Genomic DNA, 16,895 nt, shown 5'->3' with positions numbered 1-16,895 from the left:
ACGCCTTACGTGGCGGCGGCAACATTGCGCCAGGATCCGATACTTGGTTTGGACGCCGATCAGCGCCGGCGCCTTCGCGCTGATCGGCGGCCTAAAATTCTATGCGGCTTTTGATCGTTCGGTCTCAGCAGAAGCCATAGCGCTGAGATATAGATCGAGCAGCGACTCATGCTCATCTCGTTCGTCCTTGTCCTGCTTACGCAGGCGGATGATTTCCTTGATAACTTTAAGGTCGAAGCCTTCGCCCTTGGCTTCCTGGAAAACTTCCTTCTTGTCCTCGTTCAGGGCCTTGATTTCTTCCTCAATGTGCTCGATGCGCTCGACGATTGAGCGAATCCGGTCACCTGCAATACCCACAGTGTCTGTCATACACGGCCTCCCTTTGTTGGCGCAATCGGAGGCTAGGGCCGAAAAGGTCACCAGGATGTTAACCCCATCGCCGAAGCTGCGGAGAATTCCGAGTCCTGCACGCTTTGGCCTCGTTGACGCCTTCGGAAAGGTTGCCCTTCGGAAGCTCGTGGTACATTGTCCGCTGATCAACCCGATTTCGGTCAATTCCTGTGAAGCCATCCTCCGGCGCGCCGCTGCCCCGAGACACGCTCGTCGGCTCGGTCGAGCGGGTGACGTTCCATAACGAAGACAGCGGTTTCGCCGTCCTGAAGGTGAAAGCTCGGGGCAAGCGCGACCTTGTGCCAGTCGTCGGCCACGCGGCGTCGATCTCGGCGGGGGAATTCATTCACGCGGTAGGCGTCTGGATCACGGACCGAACCCACGGTCTTCAGTTCAAGGCGGATTTCCTCAAGACCACGCCGCCGACAACGCCCGAGGGTATCGAAAAATACCTCGGCTCGGGGATGGTTCGAGGCATCGGCCCGAAGCTCGCGGAGCGGATCGTCGCCGTATTCGGCGCGGCGACGTTCGAAATCATCGAAGCCAACCCGGAGAAGCTCAGGGATGTCTCCGGTATCGGCGAATTCCGCGCCGGAAAAATCGCTGCGGGCTGGGCCGAGCAAAAGGCCGTCCGCGACATTATGCTCTTCCTGCACTCGAATGGCGTCGGCACGTCACGCGCTGTCCGCATCTTCAAAACCTACGGACATGACGCGATCCAGGTGATGACCGAGGATCCCTACCGGCTCGCGCGCGACATCCGCGGCATCGGGTTTCGGACGGCGGACGCCATCGCCATGAAACTCGGCATGACTCGCGAGGCGCCCCAGAGGGTGCGGGCCGGCATCTCCTTCGCGTTGCAGGAAGCAACCGACGAGGGCCATTGCGCTCTGCCTGAGGAGGACCTTGTCAAGCTTGCAACGACCCTGCTCGAAGTTGATGCCCGCATCGTCGGCGCGGCCCTTTCTCATGAGATTGCTGGCTGCGAGGTCGTGGCGGATATGATCGAGGGGCGACCTTGCGTCTTCCTGCGAGGGCTTTATCTCGCCGAGCGCGGCATCTCCGAACGTCTGCTTGCGTTGGGGCAGGGGGCGCCGCCATGGCCGGCGATCGACGCCGAAAAGGCCATTCCATGGGTCGAGAAGAAGACAGGCAAGACGCTGGCGGCGTCGCAGCGCGCTGCTGTCGCCATGGTCCTGCGGTCGAAGGTTGCGGTCGTCACCGGCGGCCCCGGCGTCGGCAAGACGACCCTGCTCGACGCCATCCTGCGCATCGTCGCGGCCAAGGGAGTGAAAATCCTCCTCGCGGCGCCCACGGGCCGCGCCGCCAAGCGCATGGCCGAGCAAACCGGCATCGAAGCCAAGACCATCCACCGACTGCTTGAGACCGACCCGAAAAACGGAGGCTTCAAACGCAACGCCGAATACCGGCTTGAATGCGATCTCCTCGTCATCGACGAGACCAGCATGCTCGACACCTCGCTGATGTTCGCCCTGGTGAAGGCCATTCCCCCCAAGGCGGCGTTACTGTTGGTCGGCGACATCGACCAGCTTCCATCCGTCGGCCCCGGCCAGGTTCTTGCCGACGTCATCAATTCCGGCTCCATCCCCGTTTCGCGCCTGACCGAGGTCTTCCGGCAGGCCGCCGAAAGCCGGATCGTCGTCAATGCCCATCGCATCAACCGGGGAGAAATGCCCGAGTGGACCAAGCCGGGCGCGGATACCGACTTTTTCTTCGTTGAGGCGGCCGATCCCGAGGATGGCGCGGCCAAGGTGGTCCAAATCGTCAAGGAAAGAATCCCTCGGCGTTTCGGCCTCGATCCGGTCAGCGACATTCAGGTGCTCTGCCCGATGCAAAGGGGAGCCCTTGGCGCGCGGGCGCTCAACATCGACCTCCAGAACGCCCTCAATCCAAACATCGGCGAGAAAATCGAGCGCTTCGGTTCGGCCTTTGCTCCCGGCGATAAGGTGATGCAGACCGAAAACGACTACGACCGCGAGGTGTTCAACGGCGATCTCGGCCGGGTCAGGCGTATCGACCAGACTGACGGAGTTCTGATCGCCGATTTCGACGGGCGCGAGGTCGAATATCCGTTCGGCGAACTCGACGCGCTCGTCCCCGCCTACGCGACGACAATCCACAAGTCGCAGGGCTCGGAATATCCCGCAGTGGTGATCACGTTGGCGAAACAACACTATACCATGCTCGCACGGAACCTGGTCTATACGGCGGTCACCCGCGGAAAGCGCCTCGTCGTCATCGTCGGGCAGCGCAAGGCGCTAGCGATCGCCGTCCGCAGCCATGGGGCGAGGCGGCGGTGGACGAAGCTTCGGGAGTGGCTGGTGGGCGAGCGAGGCTTGCCGGAATCGAATGAAAGCAGTCTGCGGGTGGTTTGATCCGTCGCTACCCGGCAAAGACAAAGACCCACTATATATAGATACGACGAGACACCTCATTGGCGGCAGCAATGCGCCATTTCCGGTCATTGCCGAACAGGATGACGGTCGCGCGGGGTCGGCGGAAAGCCGCCGTCGGATTGGCTCGCAATAACCAAATTCATGCACCTTATCTTTGCATGGGCTACGAGTGGCGGCCGTCGATATGCTCAAACTTGCCTTCGGCGGTTCGCGGAAATTCGAAGAACTCGACGACGGTTATAAGCGGCGCCCTTCATCGATCCATTCGCGGAACTCATCCGCCGTGGTGGAGTCGCTCCCGACACGGCTCGCCTCGATCGCGTCCGCAAGATCAGGTGAGAATGCAGCGAATTTGGATAGAACGCCGGTTAGCGGCTTTCTGTCACCGTGAAGATGGCGCGCCCTGGCCGCCGCTTTGAACTCGGCCATATCGAGCGGCTCAGACTTGCCGCTTCGGAGCCCCACGAGGATTGCGGCGCGTAATTTCCCGTGCATGCGGCGTCGACGGCGTTTCGAGGTCATGAGTCATGTCCCCACATGGCGTCGATTTCGTCCTTCATCATGGCGCGGCGGTTTGGGCCGGCGCATCGGGCGAGGTCGGCGCTTAGAGAGGCGCACACGTCCGCAACCGATCGACCGCGCGATGGATCCGCCTTGATGGCGTCAGCCGCCGGAGCGACTTCCTGCCGCAACCATTTTTCCAAGGCCTTGTCGCCGGTGATTGGAAGAGGTCCGATTCGGCGCCTAATGGCCCGATCACGCCGATAGTTTTTGGTGTGGGGCGACGTCATGGTTCCTGCATCCGCTTCGTTGGAAAGGCAAAAGATTTTCATGGGCGGCGCGACACCAGGAAGACAGACGCCTCGCCGCAACCGACCGACACTTCAAAGGCGCCTTCCCATTCTTTCGCCTCGTCATTCGGCACGATGGCAATCCGCTCAATTCCGTCAATATCGTCGAAACCATCCTCATAGCCGCGAACGACGACGCGCGCGGATGGGTTTTCGGCCTTGAGCTTTTCGATCAGTTCGGCAACGGTCATTTGCGATCATGCCTCATGTGCTTCGGCACGCTGTTGACCAGCGTCCTCATTAGTCTCGCCGCGTCTGCCCCGGCGCGGTGCTCGATCAGAACGTCGTCCGAGTGCGTCGCCGCAATATACCGCGCGACGGCGACATGAACGCCAATACCCGCCCGCGCGGCGATATCCGGCAGCACAATCGATGGGCTATCGATATCAAAAGGCGTTGGCCACCCAGCTGCGTCGCAGAGTCGTTGCAGCCAGCGTTGATCAAATCCGTTCGCATCGGAGACGACGACGTAGCCCGAAAGCTCGGCAAGAAGCGCGTCGTAAACGTCAAGCACGTCGGCGCCGTCGCTCTCCAGGGTCTCGCTCGTTATGCCGTGGATGGCTTCAGCCTTTTCGTCCCATTCATCCATCGACCAGGACGAATGCGGCTTAATCAGCATCGATTTTGGCGCGGTGTCGCCTTCGCGCATCCAGCCGACCTCTATCGGCCAGCCGATGAACGACGACGCCTCAAAATCGATTGTCGCCAGTCGTAAATTCACTTGTAGACGCCGTGTTCGAGGCCGTTAAGAACGGAATCAATGGCCAATTCCAAAAGGTCGCGACTGCATCGATTTCGGCCTTTAGCTTGTGAACGGCGCGCGCGGGCGATATGCGAAACCTTATTTTCGTTGGCATACATCCGGGCGGCATCCCTTTCGCAGTAGGGCTCCGCACCATGGCTGATTGCGGATTATCACTTAAAGTATATAGAATGTCCAGAGGATCCGCGTCTCCATCGCAGGATCATGTCGCAGCCCAAACAAGAATCAGCTCGAGAGGTTTTCGCCCGCAACCTACGCCGACTTCGGCGGGAACGCGGCGTGACTCAGGAACAGCTTTCTCATTCGACAGGGCTTAATCAGTCCTACCTTTCCGAGGTCGAAGCCGGAAAGCGCAACATCAGCATCGATAATATCGACGCCCTCGCAAAGGCGCTAGGCGTTGGGATAGTTGTTCTCTTCGAAAACCGCCCGGTGTGAAGCTCGTGCTGCGACAAGTCTTTTTTTCGAAGGATCCGACCATGTGCATTTAGCGGGCATTCGCGGGCGACCGGCAACGACGGCTCCGCGCCAAAAGCGGGAATACGGCATTGGCCCAGCAAATTGGCGATTTCGGCCGGAAGCTGACGTCCGTGAACACCTGCGGCAAGGGCAAGAAAGCCCCCAGAAAGGAAAGTTCGGCGTCGTTGCCCGAATATACCAAGCGTCCCTTCGCCGGGCCGCAAGCCGTGCTCGCCTATCTCTCGCGCTACACCCATCGTGTGGCGATCTCCAACAGCCGTCTCCTCGGCTTCGACGGGGGGAAGGTGACCTTTCGCTGGAAGGATTATCGCGCCCGTGGCAAGGCGCCGGGCAAAAGCTGGATCAAATCGATGACGCTGCCGGCGGAAGAGTTCATCCGCCGCTTTCTCATCCACGTCCTGCCCAGCGGCTTCCATCGCATTCGCCACTACGGGCTGTTCGCCAGCCAGAAACGCGCCGCCAACATCGCCCGCCTGCGCGAACTCATCGCCGCCGCCGAGGGCGCCGAAAAGCCGCTCGGCGACAGCTGCGCGACGAGCAAAGCGCCGCAACCGACAGAACACCCGGAGACGTCCGCGCCGGCCAAAGCCTGCCCTTGCTGCGCGGGACGCATGCGCGTCATCGAGACTTTCGCACGCAACTCGCCGCCACGCCGCTTCAAAGCCGATTGCGCGGGACTCGACACGTCATGACCAAAACCAAAGCCTGCGCCCATTCCGCCGACTTTGAGGCAACGCCCACAGGCGCGGCCAATACAGCCTCGTCGCATCAACACCCCAGGCGCCAAAAACGACCGACATCGCTGATCCCCACTCCGTCAAAAGCGCCTTTCTCCGCCGTCAGGACGCGCCACGAGCATCTCATCGAGCCCTTCCCGGCATCGGCGGCGCGTTCAAAACGGTGACGCCGTTCTACAAATCCCCATAAATCGCAGACTAAAACATCGAGGCTCACCGTCCCGCGGTTTCCTCCCATGGAGGCTTTCGGACGCCGGCCCCGCCGCAGCCCCTTCCGTCGTGATGGGGCCGGCGTCCGAAACCCTTCACATAACCGGAAATCCAAATTTGGTTGGATGAACCCGTAATTTCGTCGGAAAGCGGAACTTCCGGTCAAGACCTCTGGTCAGCGAACTGCCCCAAGTGGACGCAGCCCAGCCAAAGATGACCAGCGGTCGGGTTTTGAGCAGGATGGCGTAATCGGCGGCGATGGCGGGGTCGGAGGCTGCGCCGGAGGCCGGTCCCAGTCTCTGGCGCTGTCGTTGTCGATCGCTGCGGCGGGAATGGAAAGAACCGCCACCGCACTCAGCACGGCGAAGACTGGCGCCAGCAGAAACACGGCGCGTTGGGAAAAGAAATAGCCGACAGCAGCCGCCGCCAGGGCGATAGCGACATTGCCTGCTTGGTCGAAGGCCGAGTTGCGTCGAGTTGCGTCCCATCCGCCGCGCCAGTCTTTTCCGCGCATACGTTAGCTCGTCGCCGACCGAAATCTGCGGCGCCGCCCCTTGCTGTCAATTATGCTGGTAGTGGCGGTGATGATGATGATGATGGTGGTGGCGGTGGTAGTAGCGGTGACGGTGGTGATAATGACGGCTCTCAGGAGCCCCGACCACGCCTTTGACGCCGCCGACAACTCCACCGGTCACTCCCCCAACCACGCCGCCAACCGCTGCGCCAACCGGACCCGCGGCGCGGCCGCCTTCTGCCGCGCCTCGCTCGCCACCCTGGATAACGCCCTGAGCCTGTGCGGCGAGAGGCATTGAAAGAACGACAGAAAGGCCAAGAAGGCCAGCGGCTATTGTTAACCAGTTTTTCATCGGTAAACTCCGTTTGCTTGTTGTGAACCTGAATTGGTTCAGCAGACTTGCAACAAATGCACAATTATCAGACGCGCCGACTCCCAAGACAGGTTCGGAGAGTACTCAGAGATTGTGAATCGGTCGCCTGGCCGATTGTCCTAAACGTTGCTAAGGTCTGAGTAAAACCGTTGTCACGGGCGACAATACGCCTGCCCCGACTATCTTTTAGGCGCTTCATTTTCCAACACGAAAACTGCTGAGCGATCCCAGCACTCCGAAAGCCTGCAGCAGCCAAAGCACGACACAGATGACCACAACAGCGTTCAGGATGCTTTTGATTTTGCTGTCCATGGGGATGTAGTTGTTCACAAGTGACAGCAGCACGCCAACCACGATCAAGCCGATGACCACATTAATGAGAGGCATGGAGGTTCTCCTGTTAGTTCTAGCCGGCAACTCGCAAAACGCTTGCTCAGTGACGGATCAGGGCCAGAAGGATGATGATCGGTATGGGAACGCCGAGCATCCAGAGCAAAATGGAACGTCACATGACTTGACTCCGCTTTGGAGGGGTTTCACCAGCGCGTCAGATGGCTGGCGTCAAAATTGTCGTCGCGGTGGCGACCCCCGACGCCGGCTCCCCACCAAGCGGCCGTCGCTCCAAGAACCATCGAGGCTGCCGTCAGGAATGCTAGAAGGATCCCGGCTTTGCGCACGGTTTCAGTCGCCGCGCGCTCCTTTTCAGCCGACGTCTTGATCTGTTCGGAAATTGCGGCAACGCGCTTTTCGGCGTCAGCCTGCTTGAGTCCGGGGCGCGCCGAAACAATGCGCGTCAGATAGACGCGATCATCGTCGCTCAGGAAGCCATTGCCGGCGCCCCTCGCCAATATTCGCGCGACTTCCTGGCGAGAGGTTTCCAGGCCGCCGCCCATCGGGACTCCATCGTTTCGCAACAGGGCGTCAGACTCATAACCCATGGGATCGGCACCCGGCGCGAGGCTCGACGAAAGGGTTGGCGCTCCGGATTTTGCCTGGTCGGCGCCGCCTCTGATCCCGGAGGAAAGCGACATGGTGATGACTGCGGATGAAAGCGAAATTGTCGCGAGCGAGGCGCCGATGACGACGGTGGCGGCCCAGACCACAAGCCCATGGGCGCCATCCCTGACCTCGACCTCATGGGGCGTCGCGCCATCGATGGGTCGGCGCAAGCGGCCCGTGACATAGCCACCCGCGACAAAACTGGAGACTGTGATCCAGGTCACCCAGAGCGCCAGAGCTAGGTAAAATAGTGCGGGCGACGGGCCGCGGTATGGGGAGACAAGCGATAGACCGATGGCGGAGCCAAAGGCGGTCATCAGCACGATGATCGCGGACGCCAGAAGCGCCCCCGCAAAGATCGCCGACCATTCGACGTAGGACGCCCCTGAGGCGCCACGCGTGATCTGGCTGGCTGCCGTCGATGTTTCGGTCATGGCCTTGTCCTTCTTGTCGTGCTCAGCGCAACCCCAGGAATGAAAGGATGAACATGACGACCACGATAAGGCCGACGAGATAGATGATGCCGTTCATGGAGCCCTCGCTTCAGGCGACGGTCCCCAAAAAGGCGTCGCCTCGCCGACCATCAAGCCTTGCGCGACCATTGCCGCCTTGATTGCATTTTCCGTTATGGTCTCTCCGATCGGCACGCATTGGCCGGATGGCCCTGAGCCCTGACGCGCCATAGCAAAAAATGGCCAAGGCGGCCCTTTTCACTATGGCGGAGGGTCACAATCAAGCCTGGTCGACGACCTTCTTGACCGCGTCCTTGACGTCGCCAACGGCCTCCTGCGTCTTGCCCTTAAGCTTCTGGGCGGAGCCCTCAACTTCAAGGTTTGGGTTGCCCACGGCCTGGCCAGCGGCCTCTTTGACTGCGCCAACAACCTGGTTCGCCGCCCCTTTGAGTTTGTCGGCAATGCTAGTCATGATCGTTGTCCTCACGAATTTCAGGCAATGCGTTTATCCACATCGTCTTCAGAAATTCTTGCCAATTCTATTTGGCGGCGATGGGCCGCGCACAGGTTCGGAAATTACTCACGCTGCTGCGCCGGCAAACCTGATCGTCGTGTAGCGCGCCGGAGCGTCCGGCGTGACGATTTCGATTTGGTATTATTTCAAGATCGGGGAGCCCTTGCAGCTCTTTCGCGCTTCGTATGTGAAACGGCGTGGGGTCCGGACGCCGATCGGCGTCGTAAGGCGTTGATCTGTTTGTAGTCGGAGGGGTCATGCTGCCGCGCCAATTAACACCCATTCCAGACGATCCTCGGCGCCCTGGCCTAAAGCCGCAAAAAAACCGCGCCTAAAAATGGGGTTGGGTAATTACCGATTTTCAATACCCGGCTGCCAACCAGATTGGCGCAATTTCATATAATTCGAGCGTGGGTATCTTCCGAACCTGTCGTCATTATTGCTGGCGGCTATCGTAAATTCTCCAGGCGAGAAGGGGCTGTTTGCCAACCCCCTCGTTTCCGTGGGAGAGCAAAATGATTAGCCGACTGTTTATCGTTTTAGTCCTGGCCGGCGGTGTCGTGGTCGTCGCATCTTGGAATACCGGCAGCGACGGTTCCGCCGCGAAAGCCAGTCGCCAAGCCAGCCAGCCGAATCAGGTGATCATGACGGTGGCGATCGAACCCGACCGGGCACCGCCCATTCCCATTCCCGTCCCATCAGTTGGCCATTCGAACCGGGAACGGTTGATCGCCCAAAATTAGCTCGCCGTCCGCTTGCGCAAAGTGTTGATGTTCGGACGGTCGGTTGGTTCGCGGATCTCTCAGCGCAGATTGAACGCCATGGTCTCAATGCGAAGGCATTGGCAAACAAAGTTTCATAGCACTTGATTCTCAAATGAAAAGGAGAGGGAAAGGCACCGTGACATGAATCGCTGCGACCCGGCATCGACGACATGGATTGCAACTCCTCGCGAGCTCGGCGCTGACAGGCTTTCCTCTCAACTAAGGGTCGATCGCCCAGACCGGCGATAACACGCCGACGACCAAATCCCAGCGCAAGACCGACCGGCGCACAACCAGATCGCCAACGAGGTCGACACAAGTATTGCTCAGCTCAAGGCGCACTTGAATCTGACAGTCGATCAGGATAAAGAAATGGCCCGGCCTGCCGGCCTCATCGCACGACTATTGTATTGGATAGTTGAAGAACGCTATCGAAAACAGAAATCGCTCGAATCGGCGTGGCCGCGAACAACAGGTTCGAGATCGGCCGAACGATATCGCACTGATGCGGACCATGGCTGACAGCCATACCGCCAGGGGCGCGGCCTTGAAAAAATTGCCGGCGCCGCCGAGCCGCTTTATGGTAGTCTCGACGATAGGCAGACGAGCGAATTATTCTAGTTCCTCAGGACCGACTTCGAAAAGCGCCACGGTTAACTTCATGGGTCGTTCCAGTCCGTACTTTCTGGCGCTTGCTTCGTGTGGGTTTTTGCTCTCCGGCTGCGCCAGCGAGCCTCGCATTCCGTTCAGTCAGGCCGACCAGAGGGCGGCAGTGCCCTTAGGGCCGCACCCCATTCGATTCTGGGCCGATGATCCGGAAAGTGTCGTGCAAAACGCCGCACGGCGCGCGGTCGTCCAGAAGGGGCAGAGTTTTGCCTATCTTGCTCTATCGGGCGGCGGCGGCGGCGGCGCCTACGGCGCCGGCGTGCTCAATGGATGGACGCAATCTGGAACGCGCCCGGCGTTCACTGTAGTGTCAGGCGTTTCCGTCGGCGCCATGATCGCTCCCTTTGCATTTCTGGGTCCGGACTATGATGCGAAGCTGAAACGGATTTACACCAACGGCGAAGCTCAAAGCCTGATCAACCAAACCAGCCCCCTTGGAGCGCTCTTCGGAGGCGGCTTGATCGAGAGCGGGCGCATGCGTGAGTTGGTCGAACGCTATATCGACGACGAGATGCTCGCCGAGATCGCGCTCGAGGATCGTAAGGGGCGGCGGCTTCTGGTTGTCACGACCGATCTTGATGCGCAGCGCGCTGTGATATGGGACATGGGCGCCATCGCGGCGACGGGCGGACCTCGCGCGTTCAAACTGTTTCGCGACGTGATCGCGGCCTCCGCAAGCGTCCCTGTCGTGTTCGCGCCGCAACTCATCGACGTCCAGGCCAATGACCGGCTTTTTCAGGAGATGCATGTCGACGGGACCGTAACGGCGCCTGTTTTCATCCTGCCGGATACGCTTCTGCTTGGCGGCAAGAAGATTGAAACGCGCGGCGGCCGGCAAAACCTATACGTCATCGTCAATGCGCGGCTCGACGCGGGTTTCGAGGTCGTGCCAAACAAGGCTGAGACGATCGCGGCGCGTTCCTTCGGCGTGATGACCCGGGTCGAGACCGAAGCTGTGCTGGCTCAAACCTATAAGGTCGCCACCGGCGAGGGGCTGGGTTTCAATCTCAGCTATATTGGCAAGGACGTTCCCGACAGCGGCGGCACGGGCTTCGAGACCGACACGATGCGCCGGTTGTTCGACTACGGCTATGCGAGGGCAAGCGTCGGCTCGTTCTGGGAAAACAAACCGCCTCAGGTCGAAACCGCGAAGGCGATGGCAAAGGCGACGGAAAACTGAATTGGTTCGGTTGGGCACGGTGCCGGCGGGCATTTTTCATCGTGGCGGAATGCGAGCGTCCACATCCTGAACCCCCGGTCTAAACCTGCTATCTGCAAGTCTCTTGGTATCTGCGGCAATTGCCCTCGCCTTGCTCGCCTCGCTCATCCTTATGTTCGCAAGCGCGCCGCAATTGCTCGCATTGCCCATCCCGCTGCCGATACCGGTCCTGGTCCCGATCCCGATCCCGATCCCGGTCGCCGCCGCGGTCTATGTGGACGCCTCCAGGTCCAATCTCGATCTGTTGAGAATAAGCCGAAATAGGAGAAAAAAGAGCTGCGGCGGCAGCGATGGCGAATGCATATTTGTTCACGGAGAATTCTCCTGACGTCGAATTGATTGTATTGGCGCTTTATCCTCGGGCGGCTTTTTTTCACCGAGAAGCGAAAACGAAAAAAATGCCGAATATGGAGACTCCGATTTGCCCCTCACGCTTGAGGTGACATTCTCGAGAGCGCCGCCGAATTCAGGATCGGATGGCGCCATTTTGGCTTTCGGAGTTCCGGCGGCCGGATAAGGCGACTCCAGCCCGCTAAAATCGATCCGCTTCATTTCGCGCGGGAACAAGTCGGATGGGATGGCGCGCGGAGGGACGGTCCGGGGCGCGCCATCCCATTGAGACACCTGATCGACGATCCGCATGATGCGGTGGGTCCGCGGATCGACCGGCGCCGTCTGCCAGTTGAAAGTAACGAACGCCGCCGCCGGCGGCGCCAAACGCTCCACCAACGACGGCGTCAGCATAGGCCGCAGCGCGATTGCGGTCATCGACGCCTTGGCTCAGTAGCGGCGGTAATGGCTGTTTCCCCATCCGCGATGGTGACCACGTCCCCATCCGTAATGGTGGCCGCGGCCTCCGCCCCTGTAATGATTGTATTGGGCCAGGACGACCGCTTGGTCGGCTTGCGCGGACGCGACCGGCGAGGCGATCGGCATGGCCAGCGTCGGCGCGACGAGCGCGAAAGAAACAATGGCGGCTGCAGCCAGAATTTTCATGAGGCGATCCTTATCGCTTTGCGCAGGAGCCGGCGAAAACCCAGCCTGCCCAAGCGGATGAACCATAGTCACCCGCCATGATGACGATAGATTCGGAAATCACTCACGCCCCGTTCTCGGACAGGATAAGGCCGACGTTCCGTTCCCCTCTCTTACTTGGGCTCCAGAAGAGGTTTGACTACAGAACCAATTGTCGAGCCTACGGCTCTAGATCGCGCTTCATCTGGTCATACTGTTCGTTGGCGATTTCGCTGCCGCATATCAGCGGTCGAGAATCGCGCGCGGTGTCGGCGAAGCGATATGCAGGATTTGCTGGCCACCCACGGCGCGAAAGAAATGTAACCTCATTTTCCACGCGCCCGTCACGGCTTCGACGTCAAGCGTATGGGGTTGATCGGCGAATGAATAGGGCGGGGCGCGATTTTCCGGGCGCTCGGTCGGGGGCGTCGGCCCTACTCGCGCATCAACGGCCTATTGAGCGAAACCGGCCGCAGAGGAAAATAGGTAGTTTCCGAGGCTGCCTCGCTAGCATACAATTATTGTATTATTTAAACTGAGATTGATAATGACGCTGCATTATACGTATTCAGACAACAAGAATATGTCTTAATAATATATCCAGAATGAATCTTTTGTAGACTTAATTCTGGCTTTTAAGATGATGCGTTCAATTCAAGGGTAAATCCTCCGTCCAGGCCTTTCTCGATTTCTGAAGGAGATCATCGATGTCGATCCAGTTGCAAATCTCGATTCTCGTCTATGTGATGGTTCAAGCGGTGCTGTTTGGCGTCGTGACCGTCTTGGTGCTCGCAACGCCCTTGGCGGCTGTCGCGATGAATCTGATGCCCTGGGTTGTCTGCGTAAGCGCCGTTATCTCCGTGCCGGTCTCGTGGATCATAGCGCCCCGTTTGCGCGCGCGCTTCCTGCGCCAGACTGCACAGTCGTTGCTCCCGGCCGAGTAAATTGATTTCAAAACAATGCTCGATGGCGCGCTTGCGCCTGACTTGGCTTCGGCGCGGGTTCCGCTCCGGCTGGAGCTGCGCCGAAGAGGTCCAAAACCGTTGCCGCGCCCAGGGGATTGAAAGCCATACATGGAGAGAAAGTTCTCGGAGCAATTGATCATGCAAGATCGCGGTCGCGCGTCAATCGGAAGTCAGGCGACCATGCAATGGCCGCCATGCCCCAGCATGCCGGAGCTTCCATCGAAAATTTTCAACATCCATCACAGGACAGTCTATCGCTACCGTCAGCCGGTCAGCCTTGGACCCCACCTTTTGATGCTTCGTCCACGCGAGAGCCGCGATCTCCGCTTGATCTCGAACGAAGTGACGATCGCGCCCGCCGCGTCCGTGACCTGGGCGCAGGACGTGTTCGGCAACGCGGTGGCGACGGCGACGTTTCAGTCCTTGGCCGACCATCTCGTGATCGACAGCTTTACGGAACTCCGGCTTGGAGCCGAACTCTGGCCCGTTTTCGACATCGCCCCATCGGCGATCTCCTATCCGTTTCTTTATACATACGACGAGTGGAGCGACCTCGGCGCGTTGACGGTCCAGCAATACCCCGATCCCTCAGGACGCCTGATGGCTTGGGCCTGCGCTTTTGTTCGCGGCAAGCCGACCGATTCCCTGTCGCTGCTCAAAGACCTCAACGCCGGCGTCTCCAGCTGGATCTGCTACCAAAGTCGCGAGGCCGAGGGAACCCAGTCCCCGATCGAGACGTTAGATCGCGGCTGGGGTTCTTGCCGAGATTTGGCAGTGCTGTTCATGGAAGCGGCGCGTTGTCTCGGTTTCGGAGCCAGAATCGTCTCCGGTTATTGTCACAATCCAGGCGAGGGCGAGATCGGGCAGTATCATCCTGGATCAACCCACGCGTGGGCCGAGGTTTATGCGCCGGGCGCCGGATGGATCACTTTCGATCCCACGAACCGCAGCTTTGGCGGCTTCAATCTGATTCCCGTCGCCGTCGCGCGCGACATTCGCCAGGCGATGCCGGTGGCCGGCAGTTTCATCGGCGCCAGCGACGCTTTTGAGGGAATGTCGGTGGAGGTCCACGTCAAATCGAAGAGCCAGGAGAGGATGTCATGAGGCATTCGAATCCATCGGTCGCTGCTGCGGCAAGTGCGCGCTCAACAACATAAAGGGAGGTCACATGAAAACGGATACCAGAATTCTTGCCAGAATTCTTGCCAGAATTCTCGCGGCGTTCGTCGCTGTCGCCGCAATCGCGCCGTTGCAGGCCGAAGCAAAGGGGTGCATCAAAGGCGCCATCGTCGGGGGCATCGCCGGTCACCTGGTGGGCCATGGCAAGCTGGGCGCGGCGGCAGGCTGCGTGGTCGGTCATCACGAGGCTAAGAAGTCAGCCGCAGGAACGGAAGGACAGCCAGCCCCGGCGAAATGAAGCAATTGTCAGCGGGTGCGCGGCCAGCCAGCGAATAGGTTTGGCCGCCGCTGCTGACGCCATCGACGCCTCTTTGCTTCCGATCATTCTCAAGATCGTCCGCAGACGCCGCCGATAGTCGTCTTGAAAATGTTGCAGCCAGGATTGGGAGAGACCGTCATGCTCACACTCGTAATTGGCATTCTGATCACCGTCGTCATCGGCGCGATCCTGTTCTGGGTCATCGATAAATTCGCTCCCGAAGCGCGGCTGGCGCAGCTTCTCAAGCTGCTGGTGGTGCTGCTCTGTCTGGCGTCGATCGTGTCCCGGTTATATCCGCTGTTTGGATCTTCTGTTCCGTAGATGACCCTCGAATTGCCGGGGTCCAAGGCGACATATGCATCTGCGTTCTTTCCAGCCCGCATTGCCGATCGCATAAGTCGGTTTGGGGCGGTTGTTTGCAACACCGCCTGCACGACTTTTTAATTCTTGCATTTTTGAACGTGCTGGGGCTCAACAAGTCCGGCTCGAAGCTGTCGCTCGGGCACCCGAGCGTAGGTCGGGCGCATCGACGAAATGGCGACGACTTCAACGGGAGCGATTGGGCCGCAGCCGACATGATTGCCCCTCGTCGCCGAATGTCAGCTTTCCGCTGCTGATCGAAGCGCGGGGAAAATTCGCGTACGGCCGGTTTGGGTCATGAACGGCCGTATGGGCGCCCCCTGATATCGTATCGGGCTACTCTACATCTTGTGGGGAGGCAGGCGGGAGGGCTGGAGAGTTATTCGAAGAAGCCCTCCGAGGCTTTGGTCCAAGCGAAGGGCCTCATCTAGCCGCTGCGATCGGGACCATAACCACGCCGACGCTTCGAGGCGAGCAAACGTTCGATGCGGAGATAGGCGTCATCGGCGCTGTCGCAAAAATCCAGCCGGAACCGTCCTCGACAGCCGATGCGCCCCCACCGGCGCACGATGGCCAAATCGCCAAACAACGAAGGTTCAAGCGAGATTTCATAAAAGCGCGCCATGTTTCGCGCGGGGTCGATCCGGTGCAAGAACACAGGCTCGGAAAATTCCCAAGAAAATTGGTTCGGATCTCTGGAGGTCATGGCGCAGAATCGCAAAGCGTCGAACCCCCGTCCAATGAAAATTTTGACTCAATTCTCTGCTATCGATTCACTCCGTCGATCGTATTTTGCCGCGAGGCGCGATAAATTCCGAAAGCGCATGCAGTGAGGCGGCGCCAAATGATCCGCAAGCCGAAAGTTGTCGTTGGATAAGTTGGTATGCACTTTCGGCCGATTCCGGGCCTAATCGGTTAGCGGAAATTTGGCTGTCTTGGCGCCGGGCTAGCGCGAGGAAATTCATTGCGCGCCCCAGATCATCTTGAAATTGGCGTCGAAGGCGGCGCAGGCGGCGGGGCCGCGCAGGAGCGTTAGGTCGTTGTCCTGCTGCTTCAGGCCGCTGGCGGAAAAATTGGCCGCGCCAGTGCGCAGGGTCTATCCGTCCACGCAATAGGATTTCAGGTGCATCAGCGCGCGCCCCGTGTTGAAGCGGACCGCGACGTTCGGGGTGGCTGCGAGTTTCTGCAGCGCTTCGAGCGGACGGCCGAAGAGCTCGCGACCGCTCGAATCACGGAAAAGGCGCACGTTGACGCCGCGCCCCGCTGCCTGGGTCAGCGCCTCGATAACGGCGACGTCGGTGAGGACATAGGCCGCGATGTCGATTGAGCGCGTCGCCGCGCGAATCTGCGCGACGTCGATCTTTTCGAGATTTTCGGCCGGGGAATAATGGGTCTCGACCGCCAGGGGATCGGCGGCGACCGGTGTGACAAGGAGCGCGAGGGCGGCGGCGAGGCGGAGCAGGGGGAGCGGGCGGGTCATTCTGGATTCCTAATTCAGCGTCGATCCGAAGACCAGAACCACCGTCACGCCGGCGGGGATAGGCGCGCGCGAAGTTTTCGGACGCAACAAAAGGGCAGGGCGGCGCGATGGTCCGCAACGAAATTCCCCGCGGCACACCCGCGCGGCCAAACATCGGCGCCGGTTCGCGACCAGCCGGCGCCGATGATCTGCCAATTCTTACCCTGGCGATGGCGACGAAGGCTTGGCGCTTGGTTCGTCGGCTGAAGCCGCGGAAGCCGATTCAGGTGGCCGAACCGCATTGCGCAGC

24 protein-coding genes are annotated in these 16,895 nt (G+C 59.8%); 12 read left to right on the top strand and 12 right to left on the bottom strand.

Annotated features, from left to right (window positions below; genetic code table 11):
- Positions 1-99 precede the first annotated feature (99 nt).
- Positions 100-369: a DUF2312 domain-containing protein gene (locus QZY01_RS12985; RefSeq protein ID WP_294537727.1), complete on the bottom strand. Its 270-nt coding sequence runs from the start codon at positions 367-369 to the stop codon at positions 100-102.
- A 191-nt stretch (positions 370-560) separates the two neighbouring features.
- On the opposite strand from QZY01_RS12985, the gene QZY01_RS12980 reads away from it, so the two are divergent.
- Positions 561-2,786, top strand: a complete 2,226-nt coding sequence (locus QZY01_RS12980) for an ATP-dependent RecD-like DNA helicase (protein WP_294537726.1) — start codon at positions 561-563, stop codon at positions 2,784-2,786.
- Between the two features lie 258 nt (positions 2,787-3,044).
- Here the strand turns inward: QZY01_RS12980 and QZY01_RS12975 are convergent, their stop codons facing one another.
- The 3 genes from QZY01_RS12975 to QZY01_RS12965 form a co-directional block, all read right to left on the bottom strand.
- Positions 3,045-3,329, bottom strand: a complete 285-nt coding sequence (locus QZY01_RS12975) for a hypothetical protein (RefSeq protein ID WP_294537725.1) — start codon at positions 3,327-3,329, stop codon at positions 3,045-3,047.
- Between the two features lie 307 nt (positions 3,330-3,636).
- Positions 3,637-3,849, bottom strand: a complete 213-nt coding sequence (locus QZY01_RS12970) for a hypothetical protein (RefSeq protein ID WP_294537724.1) — start codon at positions 3,847-3,849, stop codon at positions 3,637-3,639.
- Positions 3,846-4,307 carry a hypothetical protein gene (locus QZY01_RS12965; RefSeq protein ID WP_294537723.1) on the bottom strand — a complete coding sequence of 154 codons (462 nt, stop codon included), beginning with the start codon at positions 4,305-4,307 and terminating at the stop codon, positions 3,846-3,848. The genes QZY01_RS12970 and QZY01_RS12965 overlap by 4 nt, the downstream gene beginning before the upstream one ends.
- A 318-nt stretch (positions 4,308-4,625) precedes the next feature.
- Between QZY01_RS12965 and QZY01_RS12960 the strand changes: the two genes are divergently transcribed.
- Entirely contained in the window at positions 4,626-4,859 is a 234-nt protein-coding gene (locus QZY01_RS12960; protein WP_294537722.1) for a helix-turn-helix transcriptional regulator, read from the top strand.
- A gap of 110 nt (positions 4,860-4,969) precedes the next feature.
- Positions 4,970-5,593: a transposase gene (locus QZY01_RS12955; RefSeq protein WP_294537721.1), complete on the top strand. Its 624-nt coding sequence runs from the start codon at positions 4,970-4,972 to the stop codon at positions 5,591-5,593.
- A gap of 430 nt (positions 5,594-6,023) precedes the next feature.
- Here QZY01_RS12955 and QZY01_RS12950 read toward each other — a convergent pair whose 3' ends face one another.
- Positions 6,024-6,362 (bottom strand): hypothetical protein, encoded by a 339-nt coding sequence (locus QZY01_RS12950; RefSeq protein WP_294537720.1) that lies wholly within the window; start codon positions 6,360-6,362, stop codon positions 6,024-6,026.
- A gap of 40 nt (positions 6,363-6,402) precedes the next feature.
- Between QZY01_RS12950 and QZY01_RS23870 the strand changes: the two genes are divergently transcribed.
- Positions 6,403-6,660 carry a hypothetical protein gene (locus QZY01_RS23870; protein ID WP_342394898.1) on the top strand — a complete coding sequence of 86 codons (258 nt, stop codon included), beginning with the start codon at positions 6,403-6,405 and terminating at the stop codon, positions 6,658-6,660.
- 270 nt (positions 6,661-6,930) lie between these two features.
- Here the strand turns inward: QZY01_RS23870 and QZY01_RS12940 are convergent, their stop codons facing one another.
- The 3 genes from QZY01_RS12940 to QZY01_RS12930 all read right to left on the bottom strand — a co-directional run bounded on the left by QZY01_RS12940 (position 6,931) and on the right by QZY01_RS12930 (position 8,658).
- Positions 6,931-7,122: a Thivi_2564 family membrane protein gene (locus QZY01_RS12940; protein WP_294537718.1), complete on the bottom strand. Its 192-nt coding sequence runs from the start codon at positions 7,120-7,122 to the stop codon at positions 6,931-6,933.
- A 149-nt stretch (positions 7,123-7,271) separates the two neighbouring features.
- Entirely contained in the window at positions 7,272-8,168 is an 897-nt protein-coding gene (locus QZY01_RS12935) for a hypothetical protein (protein WP_294537717.1), read from the bottom strand.
- A 298-nt stretch (positions 8,169-8,466) separates the two neighbouring features.
- Entirely contained in the window at positions 8,467-8,658 is a 192-nt protein-coding gene (locus QZY01_RS12930) for a CsbD family protein (RefSeq protein ID WP_294537716.1), read from the bottom strand.
- Between the two features lie 557 nt (positions 8,659-9,215).
- On the opposite strand from QZY01_RS12930, the gene QZY01_RS12925 reads away from it, so the two are divergent.
- Together QZY01_RS12925 and QZY01_RS12920 are read left to right on the top strand one after the other, a co-directional pair.
- A complete protein-coding gene (locus tag QZY01_RS12925) occupies positions 9,216-9,443 on the top strand; it encodes a hypothetical protein (RefSeq protein WP_294537715.1) in 228 nt (75 codons plus the stop codon).
- Between the two features lie 577 nt (positions 9,444-10,020).
- A complete protein-coding gene (locus QZY01_RS12920) occupies positions 10,021-11,310 on the top strand; it encodes a patatin-like phospholipase family protein (protein WP_294537714.1) in 1,290 nt (429 codons plus the stop codon).
- 348 nt (positions 11,311-11,658) lie between these two features.
- On the opposite strand, the gene QZY01_RS12915 is transcribed toward QZY01_RS12920, so the two are convergent.
- Positions 11,659-11,991 (bottom strand): hypothetical protein, encoded by a 333-nt coding sequence (locus QZY01_RS12915; RefSeq protein ID WP_294537713.1) that lies wholly within the window; start codon positions 11,989-11,991, stop codon positions 11,659-11,661.
- Between QZY01_RS12915 and QZY01_RS12910 the strand changes: the two genes are divergently transcribed.
- On the top strand, positions 11,990-12,136 hold the full coding sequence (locus QZY01_RS12910; RefSeq protein ID WP_294537712.1) for a hypothetical protein: 147 nt from the start codon (positions 11,990-11,992) through the stop codon (positions 12,134-12,136). The two genes, QZY01_RS12915 and QZY01_RS12910, sit on opposite strands and share 2 nt — an antisense overlap.
- Here the strand turns inward: QZY01_RS12910 and QZY01_RS12905 are convergent.
- Entirely contained in the window at positions 12,130-12,345 is a 216-nt protein-coding gene (locus tag QZY01_RS12905) for a hypothetical protein (RefSeq protein WP_294537711.1), read from the bottom strand. The two genes, QZY01_RS12910 and QZY01_RS12905, sit on opposite strands and share 7 nt — an antisense overlap.
- Before the next feature lie 725 nt (positions 12,346-13,070).
- Here QZY01_RS12905 and QZY01_RS12900 point away from each other — a divergent pair.
- The 4 genes from QZY01_RS12900 to QZY01_RS12885 all read left to right on the top strand — a co-directional run bounded on the left by QZY01_RS12900 (position 13,071) and on the right by QZY01_RS12885 (position 15,087).
- Entirely contained in the window at positions 13,071-13,307 is a 237-nt protein-coding gene (locus tag QZY01_RS12900) for a hypothetical protein (protein ID WP_294537710.1), read from the top strand.
- A 225-nt stretch (positions 13,308-13,532) separates the two neighbouring features.
- Positions 13,533-14,432 (top strand): transglutaminase family protein, encoded by a 900-nt coding sequence (locus tag QZY01_RS12895; RefSeq protein WP_294537772.1) that lies wholly within the window; start codon positions 13,533-13,535, stop codon positions 14,430-14,432.
- Positions 14,433-14,496: 64 nt separating this feature from the next.
- Positions 14,497-14,745, top strand: a complete 249-nt coding sequence (locus tag QZY01_RS12890) for a hypothetical protein (RefSeq protein WP_294537709.1) — start codon at positions 14,497-14,499, stop codon at positions 14,743-14,745.
- Between the two features lie 159 nt (positions 14,746-14,904).
- The gene (locus QZY01_RS12885) at positions 14,905-15,087 is read left to right on the top strand and encodes a hypothetical protein (RefSeq protein ID WP_294537708.1); all 183 of its coding nucleotides are present in this window, start codon (positions 14,905-14,907) and stop codon (positions 15,085-15,087) included.
- A 466-nt stretch (positions 15,088-15,553) separates the two neighbouring features.
- On the opposite strand, the gene QZY01_RS12880 is transcribed toward QZY01_RS12885, so the two are convergent.
- Both QZY01_RS12880 and QZY01_RS12875 read right to left on the bottom strand, forming a co-directional pair.
- Entirely contained in the window at positions 15,554-15,832 is a 279-nt protein-coding gene (locus tag QZY01_RS12880) for a WGR domain-containing protein (protein WP_294537707.1), read from the bottom strand.
- A 390-nt stretch (positions 15,833-16,222) separates the two neighbouring features.
- On the bottom strand, positions 16,223-16,606 hold the full coding sequence (locus QZY01_RS12875; protein WP_294537706.1) for a phospholipase D-like domain-containing protein: 384 nt from the start codon (positions 16,604-16,606) through the stop codon (positions 16,223-16,225).
- A 107-nt stretch (positions 16,607-16,713) separates the two neighbouring features.
- Here QZY01_RS12875 and QZY01_RS12870 point away from each other — a divergent pair.
- Positions 16,714-16,895, top strand: a 182-nt coding sequence (locus QZY01_RS12870; protein ID WP_294537705.1) for a hypothetical protein, incomplete at its 3' end; no start/stop codon positions are given.

Source organism: uncultured Rhodoblastus sp. (assembly GCF_903903185.1).
In the GTDB taxonomy this organism is placed as follows: Bacteria; Pseudomonadota; Alphaproteobacteria; order Rhizobiales; family Beijerinckiaceae; genus Rhodoblastus.
Note: the sequence above shows the minus strand (reverse complement) of the source record. Positions and strands in the feature narration are given on the sequence as shown.

Excerpts from the sequence above, each read along its gene's own strand:
- QZY01_RS12985 (WP_294537727.1), bottom strand. The coding sequence starts at position 369 with ATGACAGACACTGTGGGTATTGCAGGTGACCGGATTCGCTCAATCGTC.
- QZY01_RS12880 (WP_294537707.1), bottom strand. The coding sequence starts at position 15,832 with ATGACCTCCAGAGATCCGAACCAATTTTCTTGGGAATTTTCCGAGCCT.
- QZY01_RS12885 (WP_294537708.1), top strand. The coding sequence starts at position 14,905 with ATGCTCACACTCGTAATTGGCATTCTGATCACCGTCGTCATCGGCGCG.
- QZY01_RS12895 (WP_294537772.1), top strand. The coding sequence starts at position 13,533 with ATGCCGGAGCTTCCATCGAAAATTTTCAACATCCATCACAGGACAGTC.
- QZY01_RS12875 (WP_294537706.1), bottom strand. The coding sequence starts at position 16,606 with ATGACCCGCCCGCTCCCCCTGCTCCGCCTCGCCGCCGCCCTCGCGCTC.
- QZY01_RS12970 (WP_294537724.1), bottom strand. The coding sequence starts at position 3,849 with ATGACCGTTGCCGAACTGATCGAAAAGCTCAAGGCCGAAAACCCATCC.
- QZY01_RS12900 (WP_294537710.1), top strand. The coding sequence starts at position 13,071 with ATGTCGATCCAGTTGCAAATCTCGATTCTCGTCTATGTGATGGTTCAA.
- QZY01_RS12975 (WP_294537725.1), bottom strand. The coding sequence starts at position 3,329 with ATGACCTCGAAACGCCGTCGACGCCGCATGCACGGGAAATTACGCGCC.
- QZY01_RS12940 (WP_294537718.1), bottom strand. The coding sequence starts at position 7,122 with ATGCCTCTCATTAATGTGGTCATCGGCTTGATCGTGGTTGGCGTGCTG.
- QZY01_RS12950 (WP_294537720.1), bottom strand. The coding sequence starts at position 6,362 with ATGCGCGGAAAAGACTGGCGCGGCGGATGGGACGCAACTCGACGCAAC.
- QZY01_RS12890 (WP_294537709.1), top strand. The coding sequence starts at position 14,497 with ATGAAAACGGATACCAGAATTCTTGCCAGAATTCTTGCCAGAATTCTC.
- QZY01_RS12925 (WP_294537715.1), top strand. The coding sequence starts at position 9,216 with ATGATTAGCCGACTGTTTATCGTTTTAGTCCTGGCCGGCGGTGTCGTG.
- QZY01_RS12910 (WP_294537712.1), top strand. The coding sequence starts at position 11,990 with ATGATGCGGTGGGTCCGCGGATCGACCGGCGCCGTCTGCCAGTTGAAA.
- QZY01_RS12965 (WP_294537723.1), bottom strand. The coding sequence starts at position 4,307 with ATGCGCGAAGGCGACACCGCGCCAAAATCGATGCTGATTAAGCCGCAT.
- QZY01_RS12905 (WP_294537711.1), bottom strand. The coding sequence starts at position 12,345 with ATGAAAATTCTGGCTGCAGCCGCCATTGTTTCTTTCGCGCTCGTCGCG.
- QZY01_RS12915 (WP_294537713.1), bottom strand. The coding sequence starts at position 11,991 with ATGCGGATCGTCGATCAGGTGTCTCAATGGGATGGCGCGCCCCGGACC.
- QZY01_RS12930 (WP_294537716.1), bottom strand. The coding sequence starts at position 8,658 with ATGACTAGCATTGCCGACAAACTCAAAGGGGCGGCGAACCAGGTTGTT.
- QZY01_RS12960 (WP_294537722.1), top strand. The coding sequence starts at position 4,626 with ATGTCGCAGCCCAAACAAGAATCAGCTCGAGAGGTTTTCGCCCGCAAC.
- QZY01_RS12935 (WP_294537717.1), bottom strand. The coding sequence starts at position 8,168 with ATGACCGAAACATCGACGGCAGCCAGCCAGATCACGCGTGGCGCCTCA.